General features: G+C 67.1%; 12 protein-coding genes. 3 read left to right on the top strand and 9 right to left on the bottom strand.

Annotated elements, in window-relative coordinates; genetic code table 11:
* The 4 genes from D3226_RS02975 to D3226_RS02960 all read right to left on the bottom strand — a co-directional run bounded on the left by D3226_RS02975 (window position 1) and on the right by D3226_RS02960 (window position 5,015).
* Window positions 1-2,067: an acyl-CoA dehydrogenase family protein gene (locus tag D3226_RS02975; protein WP_202380912.1), complete on the bottom strand. Its 2,067-nt coding sequence runs from the start codon at window positions 2,065-2,067 to the stop codon at window positions 1-3.
* Window positions 2,068-2,301: 234 nt separating this feature from the next.
* Complete coding sequence (locus D3226_RS02970; protein ID WP_202380911.1) at window positions 2,302-2,889, bottom strand: isochorismatase family protein; 588 nt, start codon at window positions 2,887-2,889, stop codon at window positions 2,302-2,304.
* 30 nt (window positions 2,890-2,919) lie between these two features.
* Entirely contained in the window at window positions 2,920-3,699 is a 780-nt protein-coding gene (locus D3226_RS02965; RefSeq protein ID WP_202380910.1) for an MBL fold metallo-hydrolase, read from the bottom strand.
* Window positions 3,696-5,015, bottom strand: a complete 1,320-nt coding sequence (locus D3226_RS02960; RefSeq protein ID WP_202380909.1) for an MFS transporter — start codon at window positions 5,013-5,015, stop codon at window positions 3,696-3,698. The genes D3226_RS02965 and D3226_RS02960 overlap by 4 nt, the downstream gene beginning before the upstream one ends.
* Window positions 5,016-5,152: 137 nt before the next feature.
* Between D3226_RS02960 and D3226_RS02955 the strand changes: the two genes are divergently transcribed.
* Window positions 5,153-5,782 (top strand): TetR/AcrR family transcriptional regulator, encoded by a 630-nt coding sequence (locus D3226_RS02955; RefSeq protein WP_202380908.1) that lies wholly within the window; start codon window positions 5,153-5,155, stop codon window positions 5,780-5,782.
* 19 nt (window positions 5,783-5,801) lie between these two features.
* On the opposite strand, the gene D3226_RS02950 is transcribed toward D3226_RS02955, so the two are convergent.
* On the bottom strand, window positions 5,802-7,385 hold the full coding sequence (locus tag D3226_RS02950) for a DEAD/DEAH box helicase (RefSeq protein ID WP_202380907.1): 1,584 nt from the start codon (window positions 7,383-7,385) through the stop codon (window positions 5,802-5,804).
* Window positions 7,386-11,876, bottom strand: coding sequence for an efflux RND transporter permease subunit (locus tag D3226_RS02945; RefSeq protein ID WP_202380906.1), 4,491 nt, complete (start codon window positions 11,874-11,876; stop codon window positions 7,386-7,388).
* A 142-nt stretch (window positions 11,877-12,018) separates the two neighbouring features.
* On the opposite strand from D3226_RS02945, the gene D3226_RS02940 reads away from it, so the two are divergent.
* Complete coding sequence (locus D3226_RS02940) at window positions 12,019-13,278, top strand: DUF445 domain-containing protein (RefSeq protein ID WP_337248882.1); 1,260 nt, start codon at window positions 12,019-12,021, stop codon at window positions 13,276-13,278.
* A 48-nt stretch (window positions 13,279-13,326) separates the two neighbouring features.
* Here D3226_RS02940 and D3226_RS02935 read toward each other — a convergent pair whose 3' ends face one another.
* Entirely contained in the window at window positions 13,327-13,968 is a 642-nt protein-coding gene (locus D3226_RS02935; RefSeq protein ID WP_202380904.1) for a hypothetical protein, read from the bottom strand.
* A gap of 131 nt (window positions 13,969-14,099) precedes the next feature.
* Between D3226_RS02935 and D3226_RS02930 the strand changes: the two genes are divergently transcribed.
* Complete coding sequence (locus D3226_RS02930; protein ID WP_202380903.1) at window positions 14,100-14,288, top strand: DUF3073 domain-containing protein; 189 nt, start codon at window positions 14,100-14,102, stop codon at window positions 14,286-14,288.
* Window positions 14,289-14,544: 256 nt separating this feature from the next.
* Here D3226_RS02930 and D3226_RS02925 read toward each other — a convergent pair whose 3' ends face one another.
* Together D3226_RS02925 and ygfZ are read right to left on the bottom strand one after the other, a co-directional pair.
* Complete coding sequence (locus tag D3226_RS02925; protein ID WP_202380902.1) at window positions 14,545-15,288, bottom strand: phosphoglyceromutase; 744 nt, start codon at window positions 15,286-15,288, stop codon at window positions 14,545-14,547.
* 61 nt (window positions 15,289-15,349) lie between these two features.
* Window positions 15,350-16,492: a CAF17-like 4Fe-4S cluster assembly/insertion protein YgfZ gene (gene ygfZ, locus D3226_RS02920; protein ID WP_202380901.1), complete on the bottom strand. Its 1,143-nt coding sequence runs from the start codon at window positions 16,490-16,492 to the stop codon at window positions 15,350-15,352.
* Between the last annotated feature and the right edge of the window lie 138 nt (window positions 16,493-16,630).

The raw sequence follows: 16,630 nt of genomic DNA, 5'->3' as shown, positions 1-16,630 counted from the left end.
CTATGCGCGCCCCTCCTGCTTCGCGCGCTTGCGCAGTTCCTTCTCGTGAATCGGCCAGGTTCCTGCCGCGCGCTGTGCCTCGACGTAGGCGTGCGCTTCCTCCTGCCGCTCGGCCTCGATGCCCGTCGCGATCTCGGCGCGGAGCAGCTCGGGGGCGAGCCCGAACGCGTCGACCAGGTCGAGTGCGTGGGGGCGCAGGCGCGCAATCAGGCGATCGATGTACGCGGTGACGGCCTCAGCGCGCTGCCCCGAGATACGGCCCTGCACGAGGTACCAGGCCGCGTGCTCCTCGATCAGTCCGAAGCCGAAGAGGTCGCGCAGCCAGGTAAGCACCTGCTTCGAGCCCGGATCCGAGATGCGCTCGAGCTCCTCCGTGAACGCCTCCCACTGCAGCAGCTCGGCGTGCGCGCGCGCCGCCTGGATGAGCTTGTGCTGCTGCGCGTTGAACGCTTCTTCATTGGCGATCGCCTTGCCGTGGGCGTCACCCTTCGGCACGTGCTTCGTCGCCTCGCGGAGCGCCATGGCGATCTCCGACACCATCGTCTCGACGCGGTCGGTGAGGAGCGCGCGCTGCGACTCGGGCGCTCGCAGGCTCTCGACGGAGCGCGCGACCTGTCCGAGATCCGCGATGCTCTGCCCCATCTGGCGCAGGCCGAAGCGGCTCACGCGGTCGCCCAGCTGGCTTGCGGCGGCCTTCGCCATCGCGGCCTTGTCGCCGCCCGCAAACTGCTTCGCGTAGTCGGTGAGCAGGCGCTTGCCCACGAGCTGCAGCAGCACCGTGTTGTCGCCCTCGAAGGTGACGTAGATGTCGAGGTCGGCCCGGAGCCCAGTGAGTCGGTTCTTCGCGATGAAGCCCGCCCCACCGGTTGCCTCGCGCGCTTCCTGCAGCGTGTCGAGCGCGGCCCAGGTGGAGAGCGACTTCAGGCCGGCGGCGAGCGTCTCGAGGTCTTCGCGGTTCTCGTCCGTGTCTTTCGCGCCCGAAAACACCTCGTCAAACACGGTGAGTAGGCGCTCGCTCGCGAACGCCATCGCGTAGGTCTGCGCGAGGCGCGGAATCAGGCGGCGCTGGTGCTGCCCGTAGTCCATCAGCACCGTCTCGCGGCCGGAGGCACCCGGGAACTGCCGGCGCTCACTGCCGTAGCGGATCGCAATCGTCAGCGCGGCCATCATCGCCTTCACCGCGGATCCGTCGAGGGAAACACGCCCCTGCACGAGCGTGCCGATCATCGTGAAGAAGCGGCGGCCCGGGCTCTCGATCGACGAGGAGTACGTGCCGTCCGCGGCGACGTCGCCGTAGCGATTCAGCAGGTTCTCGCGCGGAATCCGCACGTGCGTGAAGTGCAGGCGGCCGTTGTCGATGCCGTTCAGGCCGCCTTTCACGCCGTCGTCTTCGCTCCCCACGCCGGGGAGCATCTCCCCTTCGGGAGTGCGAATCGGCACGAAAAACGCGTGCACGCCGTGGTTGACTCCGCGCGTGATGAGCTGCGCGAACACGACGGCGGCCTGGCCGTGCAGTGCCGCGTTGCCGAGGTACTCCTTCCACGCCCCGGTAAAGGGCGTGTGGATCTCGAACTCTTCCGTCTCGGGATCGTAGGTGGCGGTGGTGCCCACGGAGGCGACGTCCGAGCCGTGGCCGATCTCCGTCATCGCGAACGCGCCGGGCAGCTTCAAGCTCATCACGTCGGGCAGCCACTTCTCGTGGTGCGTCCGTGTGCCGAGGTGCAGGATCGCGGCGCCGAAGAGGCCCCACTGCACCCCGCTCTTGATCTGCAGTGACGGATCGGCGAGCACCAGCTCCTGGAATGCGGCAATGTTGCCGCCGTGGTTGTCGCCGCCGCCGAGATCACTCGGGTACGCGCGCTGGATCGCGCCGTGCTCCACCAGGATCCCAAGCTGCTCAAGCACGCGTGCTCGGTGCTCGTCCATCGACTGACCGTTGATCGTGTGCAGGCGAGGATCTGCGGCGAGCGCGCGCGACTCGAGCCGCTCCTTCTTCCACTTGCCCAGCAGCGCGTCGCTCACGACGCTGGTGTTGATGCGGGGGTCCTTGGGGGTGGTGTCGCTCATCGGTGCTCCTTTGGCGTGCGCGCGTGACCGCATCCGCGGTCGTCGGTTGACCTGCAGCCAGGCTAGGCTCCCCGCCTTGGCGGGACAACCGCGCATTCCCTCCCCCACAACGCACTGCGTTGCCACCATGAACTCGCTTGTAGAAAGCCTCTACTTTTGGGCAGGAAAAATAGAGACCCCCTCTAGGCCGGACGGTCAGTTCCGGAGCGTGCGGGACGCCCCGGAACCAACGCGTTAGAGGTTGAAGTGGCGAGGGTGTCCGAGCGCCGGATTCGCTTGCCGGAATGCCCGGGTCTCTTCAAGACGCGGCAGCCAGTCGTAGTAGACACCCTTCGCGGCGACCAGCTCGATACCTCGCGCTGCGAGCCGCCGTTCGCCATGATCGTGCGCTTCTCCGGGAGAGAACGTTGCGTCACTCACCACCACCACTCGAAAGCCCAACGCTTGCAGGCCCAGGGCAGAGTGCCCAACGCAGACATCCGTCTCCGCGCCCGCAAGAACCACGGTTTCCTTGCCAGTGGCACGAAGCGCTTCCAAAATTCGCGGCTCACCGGCCACCCCAAACGAGGTCTTCGGGAGCACCTGTGCGCTCGGTTCCAAAGCGTCAAGAATCACACGCTCGGTTGGCCCGTTCCCGGCAGGGTCTTCCTCGGTCACGATGACGGGAATCTCGAGCGCGCTGGCAACCCCGGCAAGCCACGCTGCATTGTCAACAACTCGGGCGAGCGTGGCCCGGTGCACGTCCCTTCGCGCAATCGGATAGAACTCCTCCTGGAGATCAATGATCATGAGCGCGCTGTCAGCGCGGTTGAGTAGGTGCATTGGTGCATCCTTTCTGTCGGTGTGTTTCGGCTACGTATCTGCGGCGTGTGCCCGGCGGGAGAGGTAATCGCTGGCAATTGCAGCGGTCTCCTCTGCCGTGAGGGGAGGCCCGTGCCCCGGAAGCACCTGGCGTGGGCGCAAGTTCAGAATTCGCTGCATCGTTGCGTGGTAGCGGGCGCGATTTGATTCGGGGAGATCATCGAGGAGCGTGCCCCGATAGAGCGCATCACCTGAGACGAGAACGCCGCAGCGGTCATCCCAGAGCCCGATGCTCCCGGGGGTGTGGCCGGGAAGTTCAAGCACCTCGAAGCGGTAGTCCCCCGCAATGAGCAGTTCTCCTTCGTGCAGCGAAGTAATGGGGCCCTCTGGCCCTACCCCTGCAACGGCAGGGGTGCCAGCCGTCCCCCACTCTTGCACCAGGGAGTCCGGCAATGGCACGCCGAGGGGAGCAGGCCCGAGACCCAGGTGTCGGGTGATCGCCTCCCGCGTGAGCGGCAGTGGCGGCGTGCGCGCCCGCCCCATGTCAGCGGGATGCATTCGAACATCCCCGAACTCGGCCGCACCGCCCGTGTGGTCAACGTGCGCGTGAGTGAGCACCAGTACCGGTGACCTCGCCGCGTCCTCCGGAAACTCTGCGAGTGGAGGACGCACGCCGGTTCCGGCGTCCACCCAGAGCGGTCGATCCCCGTCGAAGCGCCAGATATTGCAGCGCAACAGTCCGTGCACACGCGGTTCGCGGAGCAGCGTCACCCCGCCCGCGACCTCTGCCCGCGAGAACCAGTTGTGACGCACCGACGCTGCGGCGCTCATACGCGAGGCACCTCGGCAGCAACGACGGGGTCAGCCTGCCCTGCACCGACAACCACATCAACATGCTGGGGTGCGCGCAGCGTACAGAACACCGCGACCGTAACAAGCGCGCCGAGCAATGCCACGACCGCCCACACGCTGCCCGTTGCGCCGACAAGGAGCGTCGCTGCGAGGGGCGAGAAGCCGCCAAAAATAGCCGCGCCCACCTGGTACCCGAGCGAAATGCTGGTGTAGCGCGACTGCGGCGGGAACATCTGCGCCATAGCACCGGCGAGTGGGGCGTATGCGCTACATCCTGCGAGCCGCAGCAGCGCGAACACCAGGATGAGGAGGCCAGGCCCTCCGAGATTCAGGCTGACCACCAGGAAGGTCAGCGCTCCGAACACTCCAAGCCCCACCATGCCAATCACCAGCACACGGATGCGCCCAAAGCGGTCAGCGAGCCACGCAGCGGGGAGCGTCGCGACCAGCTCAACGAATGAACCGATGGTGAGCACGTTGAGCACGAGTGTTGCGTCAATCCCAGCGTCCACGGTCGCATAGGAGGTGAAGTAGGTGCTTGTGATGTAGTAACTTCCGCTCGGCACCGCCATAATGCCGATGGCGAGCAGCAGGGGTCGCCAGTTTTGCACGATCGCGTCGCGCACGGGGCGTGCGTTCGCGGGCGCAGGCTCAAACACCGGCGACTCTTCCACGCGGGCACGAATCACCAGACCAATAATGATGAGCACTGCCGAGATCAGGAAAGGAATGCGCCACCCCCAGCTTTGCAGCGCGTCATCGCCAAAGCTGGCAAGGACGGCGAAGATCCCGGTCGCGAGCATCGCTCCCGCGGGGTTGCCGAGTTGCACAAAGCCGCCGTAGAACGACTTCGCATTCTCCGGCGCGTGCTCCACAGCCATGAGCGCAGCACCGCCCCACTCCCCGCCCACAGCGATGCCCTGAATGACGCGCAGCGCGACGAGCAGAATGGGTGCGAGTGGCCCGACCGCGTCATAGCTCGGCAGGAGGCCGGTCAAGCACGTCGCGAGTCCCATGAGTACCAGCGTTGCGACAAGCGCCTGCCGCCGGCCGAGGCGATCCCCGATCGACCCAAAGATCATGGCGCCGAGCGGCCTTGCAACAAACCCGACCGCATACGTTGCGAAGGAGGCGGCGAGTCCGGCGATGGGATCACTCGTCGGGAAGAACACTGGCCCAAACACGAGAGCGGCAGCGACCGAGAACACATAGAAGTCGTACCACTCGATCGCGGTACCGATGAACGAGGCGAACGCCGCCTTGCGCCGCCTCGCTGCTTGCATGTTGCTGTTCATTGGGCTCCTTTGATCACGCACAGCACTATTGGACAAACAGTCAACTGACCGTTGTGGTGCCAGTAAACACCACTGTTGGACAAATAGTCAATATGCTCGGAACGATTGCTGGACACACCACCAACTAGGCTGGTGATATGGAAGAGACCGCGCCGCGTCGCCGCTCAAAAGCCGAGCGGCACGAAGAGCTCCTCGAAGCAGCAGTCGCGCTCGCCGCAGAACAGGGCCTTGATCGGCTCACGGTGCGTGACGTCGCCCAGCGGGTCGGCGTGACCTCCGGGCTGTTCCATCACTACTTTCCGTCGATCGACGATCTCGTCATCGCAACGTTTCGTCGTATCGCAAGTGCAGACCTTGAATGGTTGCATGGCGGACTCGCCGAGCTTCCCCCCACCGAGGCGCTCAGCACATTTCTCACCCGAAGCGTTGCACCGGAGCGTGACCCATCGCTGACGGTATGGCTCAGCGGCTGGCTTGCTGCGAGTCGCCGCCCAGGGCTCCGAGACGCCGCAACAGAACTCATGGGGATCGGTGCGGCCGCGCTCGCCGCAATCATGCGTCGAGGTACCGACACGGGCGACTTCCACTGCGCAGACCCGGAAGCATCTGCACAGCGCATTTATGTGGTCGCGGACGGATTCCTCATTCAACGGGCGCTCAATATCGGCAGCGTTGAAAGACTCGGCATTGAGTCGTTCCTTCGAAAGATTGTCGAAGACGAGATCGGGGCCCCGCTCGCCCAGCCGGCGGGCAGAGCAACCGAGTGATGGCTGCTCTGCGCCCGCGCTAGCGGCGCTTACCCGCGCCCTTCGGCACGAAGTCCGTGAACTTCTCAGGGGTCACGCCAGCGTCCTCCAACATCTCGCGCATCCGCTGCTCCCGCATCCGCGGAATCACCGTCACCACGGCGCCATCGCGACCCGCACGTCCCGTGCGGCCCGCGCGGTGGAGGTAGGTCTTGAAGTCGTTCGGCGGGTCAGCCTGCAACACCAGATCAACATCGTCCACGTGGATACCGCGCGCAGCCACGTCGGTGGCGACCAGCACGGAGGCCTTGCCCGTCGCAAACTTCTCAAGATTGCGCTCGCGCCGTGCCTGACTCAGATCGCCGTGCAGCGCGACGACGCGCATGCCCGCGGCGTCAAACATCTCGGCCACCTGCTCCGCATACGCACGAGTGCGGCAGAACACGAGCACGCGGCCGGGAGTGCGCGCGAGCTGCACGAGTGACGCATCCTTCGCATCACGCTGCACGGTGTACACGCGGTGGCGCACGCGACCATCTGCCGCAGCCTCAGCTTCGTGCACCGCGGGGTCGGTGAGGAATTCCGAGACAAGCTCGGCCACTCCGCTGTCGAGCGTCGCAGAGAAGAGCAGTCGCTGCCCGCCCCGCACGGTCTGGCGGAGCACCTGCTGCACGGGCTCAAGGAACCCGAGCTCGCACATGTGGTCAGCCTCATCGAGCACGGTGATGAGCACTTCGCGGAGGTCGAGCTTGCGGCGGCTCACCAGGTCCTGCACACGACCCGGCGTGCCAATCACGATGTCGACCCCGCGCTGCAACGCGTGCACCTGTGGGTCGATCGGCTGACCACCCACCATCTGCGCCGTGTAGAACCCAACGGAGCGCGCGATCGGCTGGATGGTGCGGTCGATCTGCAGCGCGAGCTCGCGGGTGGGGGCGAGGATCAGCGCGCGCGGGTTGCGCGTCGGACGCTGAGTGACCCGCTCGCCACGCTTGGGCTGGTTCTGCTTCTTCGCCGGCGCTGCCCCGAAGGCGCCCTGCGCCTTGAGGATGAGCATGCGCTCCACGAGGGCGGCACCGAACGCGATCGTCTTGCCTGAACCGGTGCGCGCACGGCCGAGCACGTCACGGCCGCGCACCGTGTCAGGAATCGTTGCGACCTGGATCGGGAAGGGCTGGTCAGCACCCAGCTCCCCGAGCACGCGCACAATGTTTCCGCCGAGCCCCAGGTCTCCGAAGCTCACCCCCGCAGCGTCGGCCGCCGTGGTGAGCGTGGCCTCCAGCTTCGGAAGCGGCTGCTCCCGCGGGTGTGGGTCGCGCCGCAGTGCGCCACGCTGCCCAGAGCGCGCCGCACCGCCCGCTGCCGCAGGCGCACCGCCCGATGTGGGCCGCTGTCGATCCCGAGCACCAGGCGCGCGATCAAAGCGACCACCCTGGGCTGCGCGGCCTCCCTGGGCAGCGCGGCCACCGTGGTCTGCGCGACCGGTCTGCTCGCGCTCATCGCGCGACGGCCGCCCCCCGCCCGACTCCTGCGCCCTGCCACCGTGGAACTTGCGCCCCTTGGGCTTGCGCCCGGGCTCGTAGTTCGCGGGGGCTTTGAAGCCACGTCGTCCCTTTTGGGCCATCTACTTCTCGTCGCTTTCCGTCGCATCGCGACCGGTGGTGGGGTGTTCATTCGCCGACCCGTCGCTCGGCTGCGCCGGCGCGTCGGACTCGGCATCGATGTCTTGGGTGGCCTGCCACAGCAGCTGTTCCCAGTTCAGTTCGCCTGTGACGGGCGGAGCCGCGGAGTCCGCGTGGAACGCGTCCTGCGGAATCTCCGGCGTGACATCGACGGGCTGTTCAGGCAGCTCGGGCTCGAGTTCGAGTTCGGGCTGTTCGGACAGCTCCGGCTCCGGCTCCGGCTCCGGCTGGCCTGCGTACACGGGCTCCGTGTCGGGAACCGGTGCGGCATCGGGTGTCTGTGCCGTGTAGGGCTCAGGCAAGGATACGTCAGGTTCCTCCGCGGAGTGCACAGCCTCGGCTTCGAGCCCGGTCGAGCTGTCGGTCAGCGGATTGTGCTCCCCCGTGAACCCGAGCTCCGACAGGTTCATCGACATCTGCTGCGTCTCCGGCCCCATGTCGGCGCCAGCGCCAGCGGGTTCTGGCGCGGAGGGGAGCTCGAGGGCAACCGTCTCGGGTGCACTCGGATCGGGATCCTCATCCGCCGAAACCGGCACCGAGGCGTGCGCGCCGGAGGTTTCGGGCGCCGCGAGCCCGGCCTGCACCAGCTCGCTGAGGATCTGCTGGCGGCGCGCCGCTTCCTCGGCCTCAGCTGCTGCCGCAGCGGCCTGCTCCGCTTCAAGCTCGGCGGCTCGTGCGAGCTCGGCTTCGGCAACGCGCGCGGCCTCGACCTCGGCAACGCGCGCGACTTCGACGGCACGGGCTTCTTCAGCCGCCAGTGCTTCCTCAGCCAGCCGAGCCTCCTCGACCAGACGCGCCTCCTCCGCGGCCTGCGCCTCCTCCGCGGCCTGCGCCTCCTCAGTGGCGAGGGCTTCGGCACGCTCGGCCTCCGCCGCAATCTCCTCCACCTCGGCAGCGTCGAGCGGTTCCTCCTCGACGAGGGCCGCGGCGTTGCTCGCCGAGACCGGCGCCGGCAGATCCTCCGCAGCGAACTCGGGCAGTTCCGCGGGATCCGCTGCCGGAATCGGATCGGGATCCGCGACAGCCTCGGTCACCGCGTGCGCACCATGTGCACCGTGCGCGGCGCCGCCTGCGCCCGAGTCAGCAGTAGTAGCCGCGACCAGCGGTTCGCCCGACGTCGCAGGAAGGGACGCGCCCGCAAGCCCCGCACCGGCGAGCACCAGTCCCTCACCGTCGCCGCCACGCTTCGGAGCGCGCCGCGCACGTCGTCGCTGAGCGCCACCCTCGCGGCGGCGCTCAACGGCGTAGTACAGGGTCGGCAGCACGATGAGGGTGAGCAGCGTCGACGACAGCAGGCCGCCAATCACCACGATCGCGAGCGGCTGCGAGATAAACCCGCCCTTGCCGGTGATGCCGATGCCCATGGGCGTCAGCGCGAGAATTGTCGCGAGCGCCGTCATCACGATCGGACGAAGACGCTGGAGCGCGCCGTGCACCACCGCGTCGTGCAGCGAATCTCCACGCTCACGGTATTGATTCACGAGGTCGATCAGCACGATCGCGTTGGTCACCACGATGCCGATCAGCATGAGGACACCGATGAGCGATGCAACGCCCAACGGAATCCCGGTGGCGATGAGCAGCAGAATCGCGCCCGTTGCGGCGAACGGCACGGAGATGAGCAGCAGGAGCGGCTGCAGCAGGCTGCGGAACGTCGCCACCATCACCACGTACACAATCAGGATCGCAACGAGCAGCGCGAGACCGAGCTGACCAAACGCCTCAGACTGCTGCGACATCACGCCGCCGATCTTCGCGCTTGCGCCCGCGGGCAGCTTCACCCGATCGAGCGCCTGGTTCACCGCGGTGCTTGCCGCACTGAGATCGTCTCCCTGCGGCAGCGCCGAAATGGTCACCATGCGCGAGGTGTCCTCGGTGCGAATGGTCACCGGCCCGTCCGCAATCTCGACCGTGGCGAGCGAGCTCAGCGCACGAGCACCGTCTGCAGTCTGAATCTGCAGCGCGGCCACCCCAGCCTCATCGTTCGGCGCATCGGCCGCCGCGAGGTACACGGAGGTGCCCGAATCATCGATGGAGATCTGCCCGATCTGTGTGGGCTGCATCTGCTGCGCCACCTGGCCGGCGACGGCCGCCTCGCTGAGCCCGACCTTCGCGGCTGCCTCACGATTGACCGTCACGGAGAGGTAGGGGCGCGACTGCCCAAGATCGCTCTCAACCTGCTTGAGCCCGTCGGCCGCTCGCAGCTCCGTGAGCACGGCGTCGCTCGCCTCTTCCAAGGTCGCCTGGTCCGGCGCGGTGACCCCAACCTCGATTGCGCTCGACATCGTCACACCGCCGCCCGACTGCCCGAGGGAGAATTCACCCGCGTCCGTGAGCGGCTTCACTGCAGCGCGAATGTCGTCCTGCACCTTCGCCTGGTCTGCGTCCGGGTTCGTGGTGAGCGAGTAGTTGATCGCACCGTCGCCCCCGCCGCCAAAGATGGCTGCCATGCCGCCACCGGTGCTGCCAACCGTCACCTGCACTGTCTCCACCGCCGGCACGTCAGCGAGCGCTTCCTCCACTCGCTTTGCCTGGGCGAGCTGTGCGTCGAGGCTCGTGCCCGGCGCGAGCGTCTGCACCAGGCCGACGGAGTTCTGCTCGTCAGATCCCATGAAGTTGGTCTTCATGAGCGGCGTCGCGGCCACCGTGCCGCCGAACACGAGCGCCGCAATCATCAGCGTGATGCCGGGGCGCCGGAGCGTCCAGTCGATCACGGGGCGGTACCAGCGTTGCAGGGCGGTCGGCTGCCCAGCCGGACGAGACTCCGCAAGACGCGCGGTGGCACGCCGGGCGCCCGGGCGCCCCAGCTTTGCGGCGAGCGCGCTCGGCCTCTTCTCCGCGTTCTCAGGTCGAAGGAACCAGTAGGCCAACACGGGCACGATCGTGAGTGACACGAGCAGCGATGCGGCAAGCGCAATCGTCACGGTGAACGCGAACGGCCGGAACAGCTCGCCGACCATGCCCCCAACGAATGCCATGGGCAGGAACACCGCCACCGTGGTGACCGTCGACGCGGTGATCGCGCCGGCGACCTCGCGAACTGCGCGAACGATGGTCGCGGCCCGGTCCCCCTCATTCACGAGGTGGCGCTTGATGTTCTCGATGACCACGATCGAGTCGTCGACCACGCGGCCGATCGAGATCGTGAGCGCGCCGAGCGTCAGCATGTTCAGCGTGTAGTCCGCGAAGTTCAGCCCCACGAAGGTGAGCAGCACCGAGGTGGGAATCGAGATCGCGGTGACGAGCGTCGCGCGAATCGACATGAGGAAGACCAGGATCACGAGCACCGCGAAGACGAGGCCGAGCATGCCCTCCGTGGTGAGCGTCTCGATCGACTGCTCCACATAGGGGGCCTGGTCGAAGATGACGCTGAGCTTCGCGCCGCCGAGTTGATCGGCGAGTTCGTCGAGCTTCTCCTGCACGGCGTGCGAGACGTCGACGGTGTTCGCTGCGGACATCTTGGTGACGCCAATGGTGAGGGCAGGCGCCCCGTCAACCCGCGAGATACTCTCAACGGGCCCCGGTCCCAGCTCGACATCCGCAACATCGGAGATCTTCAGAGGTTCGAGCGCGGGCGCGGGCTCCACCTCGGGCAATGCGCCCGGCAACGCCCCCGGTCGCAGCTGCTCAGCCGCGGCCTCCTGCTGCGCGACCAGAGCGCGCTGCTGCGCCTCAAGCTGCCCGGCGCTCACCGCGATCGGCAGCGCCCCAATCTGCTCGGCCGAATCAATATCAGAGCCGGCCTGCACCGCGAGCGTGCGGTCGCCGTCGCTCACCGTGCCAGCGGCAACCAGCACACCACTCTGCTGCAGAGTATCCGTGATCGACTGCGCCGTGAGACCGTTCGAGGCGAGTGCCGCGGCGTTCGGCGTGATCGTCACGCGGTCCGGTCGCGCACCCGCGAGCTGCGCGTCGCGCACTCCGGGAAGATCGGAGATCTCGGGAACCGCGATACGGGTCACGAGCTCGGCCGCGTGCTCGGGCGTCTCTCCCTCCGCGGGAGTCACCGCAATCTGGATCACCGGGAAGTCGTCGATGCTGCCCGACATCACCTGCGTGTCCGCGGCCGCCGGCAGCATCTTCGAGATGCGACTGATCGCACGCTCGACCTTCTGCTCGGTGGCAGCGATATCCACGCCGTACGTGAACTGCGCAAGCACCATCGATGCGCCGGTGCTCGAGGTCGCCGTGGAGCTCTCGAGGTTGGGCACGCCGCGGAGCGCGGTCTCGATGTGCTCGGAGACGTCGGCGTTCACGACCTCCGGGGAGGCGCCCGGGTAGCTCGTAACGACCGCGATCGCCGGGAACTGCACGGAGGGCATGAGTTCTTGCTTGAGCGAGCCCATCCCGATGAGACCGAACACCGCCGCAACGATGGTCACAAGCGCGATCAGGGCACGATTCTTCAGGCTGAGCGCCGTGAGCTGGTGCATGCGCACGATTATCCCATGCCGCGCCACTCCCGCCCAGTTTGCGCGCCGCGAACTCCGTGCGGAGTGTGGTCGGCAACACTCGCCCGGACCAGCCATAATGCTGGGTATGCCGCTGTCTCAAAGCCGACGCACCCTGGGCGCTGTGACCCCCGACGATTTCCAGCGCCTGCGCGACCTCCGCCGTATGCAACGCATTGCGGTGGGGCTGCTGATCGGCATGGCGGTCGTGTTCGTCGTATCCTTCGTGCTCCAGGAGCGATACCCCTGGCTCGGCTACGTTCGCGCGGCGAGCGAGGGCGGCATGGTCGGCGCGCTCGCGGACTGGTTCGCCGTCACCGCGCTCTTCCGCCATCCGCTCGGCATCAAGATCCCGCACACCAACCTCATTTCAAACAAGAAGGATGAGATTGGCGAGGGCCTCGGCTCCTTCGTCGAGGAGAACTTCCTCGCCGACGAGGTGGTGCACGCGAAGCTCGCCGAGATCAGCGGGGCTCGTACGGCAGGCGTGTGGCTCTCCGAGCGCGCGAATGCCGAGCGCGCCGCGGGCATGGTAGCGAGCGCGGGGCTCGGCGCGATGACTGTACTGAATGACAACGATGTGCAGGACTTCATCGAGGTGCTCGTGCGCAAGCACGTGGTCGACCCCGAGTGGGGTCCACTGCTCGGCCGGGCCGCCGACTCCTTCGTGACGGGGGGCCACCACGAGGCACTGCTCGATATCGCGGCGGAGCGCATGGAGGAGTGGCTCGTCGGCCACCCTGAGGCCTTCGACCGTGTGATCTCCTCACGCCTGCCCTCGTGGATGCCGAGCGTCGTCGAGAAGTTCGTTGACAACCGGCTGCACTCGGAGGCCGTGCGCTTTGCCCAGAAAGTTGCCACCGAGCCGAACCACCCCTTCCGGATCGCGGTCACAAAGTTTCTCGGTGATCTGGCCCGCGACCTGCAGGAGCAGGAGCACCTGCAGCAGCAGCTCGAGAGCTTCAAGCGAGAGGTCTTCGACAGCCCGCGCGTGCGAGCGCTTGCTGCGAGCACCTGGGACACCGCCCGCGCGGCGCTCGTCGCCATGCTCGAAGATCCGAAGAGCGATCTGCGCGTGCGTATGGTGCGGGCGGCCCAGGACTTCGGCCGCAGACTCGTCGCCGACGCCACGCTTCAGTACAAGATCGACGTCTGGGTGATGGGTGTGGTCGAGCACCTGGTGCGCAACTACCGGCACGACCTGGCGGGCGTCATCTCGGAAACCGTGCAGCGCTGGGACGCCCGCGAAGCCGCCGAGAAGATCGAACTTCAGGTCGGCAAGGACCTGCAGTTCATCCGCATCAACGGCACCGTGGTGGGTTCGCTTGCGGGCCTCACCATCTTCGCGATCGCGACGCTAGTCATCGCGCCACTCGTGGGGTAGCTCGTGCGAGCGTAGGATCGCCGCCCGTGGTCCCCCGTTCGTTCGCGGCTACTCGGTACGGAACGCGACCGGGAGCATCATGTCCTGCACGCGATCCTTCGCCGCGGTGTGGTCGGCGCGCGTGGTGATCGCGCAGCGCGAGACCCGGCAGTCCAGGCCATCGACCGTGGGCGGGGGCACCGTCAGCGTCGCAGTGAACGAGCCGCTCGCGTTGTCGTCGTAGCTCTGCGTCGCGAATGCACGCCACGCCCAGTCGCTCGTAATCCACGCGCTCGACAGCCCGGTCTCTGCGTTCGCCTCGCCAGTCTCGGCACCCTCGGGGATGCCGCCCAGGCAGGGGCCCGGCTTCTCATCCGGGGTGGCCGGGATCGCACAGATTGCCAGGTATATGCCGATGCCGGAATCAAAGCCGGAGCCGGTGACAACGAGCGACTCGCCCGGGGCGATATTTTCGAGCTCCGCGTCCGCGCCGTCTGCGGTCTTCGCCGACAGCTCGCGAGTGCGACCATCGGCCCCCTTCGCCTCCACTGAGGAAACGTAGTCTTGCGGCAGTTCCTGGCCGGATCCGCCCGCGCTCTGGTGCGTGAGGATCGGGATCAGCACGGCAAGAACTCCGGCGAGCACGAGGAGCGCCACCACGAAAAGCACGATCAGCACGATCCGCAACGGGCGCGGGCGAGAAGAGGTCATGGCTTTATCGTAACGGCCAGCGATCTCAGCGCACGGTGGTCATGCTAGAATCTGCTCCATACGTCTATTTAAATTGGTACTTGCCTCGCGGCGCATATTCCGCGAGGCCCGAATGTGTAAGGGGGTCACGCATGGGGCGCGGCCGTCAGAAGGCAAAGCACACCAAGGTCGCACGGGAGCTGAAGTATTTCAGCCCCGATACGAACTACTCGGCGCTTGAGCGAGAGCTCGCATCTGAATCCGAGAAGCATTCGGGCGAAGACCCCTGGGCCGAGTACGCGGACAAGTACAACGCAGATGAGGATAACGACGACGATTAACGTCGTGGCGCCAGGCTGAGGCGCTCCTCGCATTCGTGCGCGCAGCGAGCCATCCGGTTCGCTGCGTTCCCGCGTGAATTTGAGCCAGCTGCAATGCTGCACCATTGCCCGCACCGGGATGACGTGAAACCGGTGCGGGCACTGCTGTATCTCCGCACGGTTGTGCGGGCTCCGCTCGCCCCGGAAACGCCACGGCCCCGCTGAACGCGAGGCGCAACGGGGCCGTGGGAACTGGCGGGGAACCCGCCGCGCTGAGCTAGTGCTTGCCCTGCGCAGCGACCGCAGCGGCGCCGGCAGCGGCGGCCTCGGGGTCAAGGTAGCGACCGGCGCCCGCGGGGGTGCCGTCCTCGTTGATGTCGTACACGAGCGGCATGCCGGTCGGGATGTTCAGCGATGCGATATCCGCATCCGAGATGCCCTCGAGGTGCTTCACGAGTGCGCGCAGCGAGTTGCCGTGTGCGGTGACGAGCACGGTCTGGCCCGCGTTCAGGTCGGGCAGGATCTCGCCCTCCCAGTACGGGACGAGGCGCTCAATGACGTCCTTCAGGCATTCGGTCTGCGGGCGCACACCGTCGATGCCTGCGTAGCGGGGGTCGCGCGACTGCGACCACTCGCTCGCATCATCCAGCGCGGGCGGCGGGGTATCGAAGGAGCGGCGCCACTCCATGAACTGCTCCTCGCCGTACTTCTCAAGGGTCTCCGCCTTGTCGAGGCCCTGCAGCGCACCGTAGTGGCGCTCGTTGAGACGCCAGGAGCGCTTCACGGGGATCCACAGTCGATCTGCAGTGTCGAGCGCGAGGTTCGACGTCTGAATCGCACGGCTCAACACCGAGGTGTGCAGCACGTCGGGCAGGAGACCGGCAGCTGCGAGCTGCTCGCCGGCGCGGGCAGCCTCGCCGCGTCCCTGCTCGGTGAGCCGGACGTCGACCCAGCCAGTGAAGAGGTTCTTCTGGTTCCACTCGCTCTGCCCGTGGCGCAGCAAGATCAGCGTGTTCGTCATACCTCTAGCCTATCCGGTCGCTTGCCGATGCTCGTGAGCGCATGACCCCCGAAACGAAAGACTAGAGCCGCTTCAGGCGCGGGATCTCTCGGGCCGCCCCAGCGTCAGCTGGCACGATGACCTCCTGCGCCGCAGCAATCACCTCGGCCACCTCGGAGACGGGAACCTTCGCGTCCCCACCGTTCTCCCCGCCGCGCACCTCGAGCGCCGCGTCCTCCGGCACCGAGCGCTTGAGCAGTGCGAGCGCGATGCCGCCCCACTCATAGTGCAGCGCCGCGCGGGTCACTCGGCCGACCGGACGCGCATCGGGCGTCTGTGCCTCCCCCGCGCGGAACACGAGTGCGCCCGCCTCGGGAAGCGATCCGCCGGAGCCGTCCAGGTGCAGCAGCACTAGGCGTCGCGGCGGGTGCCCCAGGTTGTGGACCTTCGCAATAGTTTCCTGCCCGCGGTAGCACCCCTTCGTGAGGTGCACGGCGGTGCGCAGCCAATCAAGCTCGTGCGGGATCGCGCGCTCATCGACATCGGCGTGCTGCGCTGGGCGCCACGCACGCACCTCCAGGGCGTCGAGCGCGAGTAGCCCCGCAGCCTGCGTCTCGCCCGCGGCGACACGTGCAGCCAGGCCGGCAAGCTCAGCGCGCGGGAAGATGAACTGTGTCGCGCTCCACTCGGCTCCCGCGTGCGCTTCGGTCTTCGCATACTGCACACCGCCGGGAAGCACCCCGCGCCACGGATCCTCCCAGATCGCAGCGGGGCTCGCCGCACGCAACAGCTCGGTCGCCGGGCCCGCGAACGCGAGCACGGCAGCGAACTCGTCGGACGCGTCTCGCACACTCACACGCAGCGCGAAGCGCATCCGGGTCAAGAACTCAGTGAGCGGCTCTGCGGATCCCTCGTCGACGAGCAGCCAGGCGCGCTCCCCATCGTCAACCAGACGAATGGCTCGCTCAATGCGTCCGTTGGGGTCGAGCAGCATCGTTTCCGTGCTGATCCCCGGGCGCAGGCCAGCGAGCTGCTGGCTCGTCATCGAGTGCAGCCAGCTCAGACGGTCGGCGCCCTCAACGATGATCACACCGCGGTGCGAGAGGTCGACGAGCGCACGTCCCTCCGCGAGGGCACGCTGCTCAGCGAGCGGCTCACCGTAGTGAGCGGGCACGCCGAGATCGCGGACAACGACTGCCCCCGGAAGCTCACGGAAGGCAGTCATCGAATCACCACTCCTCCGAGCGCGTGAGGCAGGCGACTAGCGCTGCCCCTTGAAAAGCTTGTAGATGACAGTGCCCGAGACCCACGCGATCGCCAGGGATGCGAGGCCCAGGAGGCCGAGAAAAAAGAGTTCGAGCGC

Origin of the sequence: Leucobacter chromiireducens subsp. chromiireducens (genome assembly GCF_016758255.1) — a bacterium.
Taxonomy (GTDB): domain Bacteria; phylum Actinomycetota; class Actinomycetes; order Actinomycetales; family Microbacteriaceae; genus Leucobacter; species Leucobacter chromiireducens.
The sequence above is the reverse complement of the archived record's forward strand: the minus strand, read 5'-3'. Positions and strand labels throughout refer to the sequence as shown.